We start from the raw sequence: 1,016 nt of genomic DNA, 5'->3' as shown, positions 1-1,016 counted from the left end.
ATCGAGCGTTTGATCGAGCGCAAAGTAATGCTCAACCTGTGGGTGAAGATCAAGGCGGGCTGGTCCGATGATGCCCGCGCTTTGCGCTCCCTCGGCTACGATGAGCCTCGCTGAGACGTCACTGCAAGCCGCCTGGCTAATTCACCGGCGGCCTTTTCGTAATACCAGCCTGACGGTAGACCTGTTTCTTCCTGCACTTGGCCGAGTTGGTGCGGTGGTGCGTGGCGGCCGCAAAGATCCGTTACTGGCACCGTTTACTCCCTTGTGGGTAGCCCTGAAGCCCTCCGGTGAGATGTATTCCCTGCGGGCGTGCGAGCCACGGGGGAATCGACTTATGCTCACCGGCAAGGCTTTGTACTGCGGGTTTTACCTGAACGAGCTATTGACGCGATTATTGCATCGGGACGACCCCAATCCATCGGTTTGGCCGTTATACGAGCAGGCCTTGTCCGATTTGCTGACGCAGACGCCCTTCGATATTACCCTGCGGCAATTCGAGTTGGCGGTGCTGGAGCAAATTGGTTACGGCATTGCCCTGGATCAGGATGTTCACGGGCACGGGCTGGATCCCGAGGCGTTATACCAGTTAAATCCTGAGCAGGGTTTGGCGAAGACAGACACCGGGGCAGGTTATGCTGGCGTGGACTTGCTGGCCATTGCTCAGGGGGATTGGCATCCTGCCGCGCGCAAGGCAGCATTAAGTTTGTGTCGACAGTTGCTGGCTCCGCATCTGGGCAACCGGCCATTGAAAAGCCGGGAGCTGTTTCGGGAGAAATGAAAGCTAGAATCAAAGTATCAGCTACGAGCTACGAGCTACGAGCTAGAAGCTAAAAGCTAAAAGCTCAGGGGCCCCGTCTCTTCCGGCTGGCCCGTAAAATGCGTTTAAGGTGAGTCTTATGTCCAGAGTACTTCTCGGCGTCAACATCGATCATATCGCCACTCTTCGTCAGGCCCGCGGCACCCGTTACCCCGAGCCGGTGCAGGCTGCATTGGTCGCGGAGCAGGCGGGGGCAGAT

At 57.5% G+C, this 1,016-nt stretch carries 2 protein-coding genes and 1 pseudogene; all 3 read left to right on the top strand.

The features are described from left to right. Positions 1-114, top strand: a pseudogene (locus tag A3730_RS30955) (GTPase Era); the annotation flags it as partial. Next, a complete protein-coding gene (recO, locus tag A3730_RS03355; protein ID WP_063519209.1) occupies positions 101-778 on the top strand; it encodes a DNA repair protein RecO in 678 nt (225 codons plus the stop codon). The pseudogene A3730_RS30955 and the gene recO, both read left to right, overlap by 14 nt. 118 nt (positions 779-896) lie before the next feature. Continuing rightward, the coding region (locus A3730_RS30175) for a pyridoxine 5'-phosphate synthase (RefSeq protein WP_197477258.1) at positions 897-1,016 on the top strand (120 nt) is incomplete at its 3' end.

It is taken from the genome of Alcanivorax sp. HI0044, from assembly GCF_001634945.1.
The sequence above is the reverse complement of the archived record's forward strand: the minus strand, read 5'-3'. Positions and strand labels throughout refer to the sequence as shown.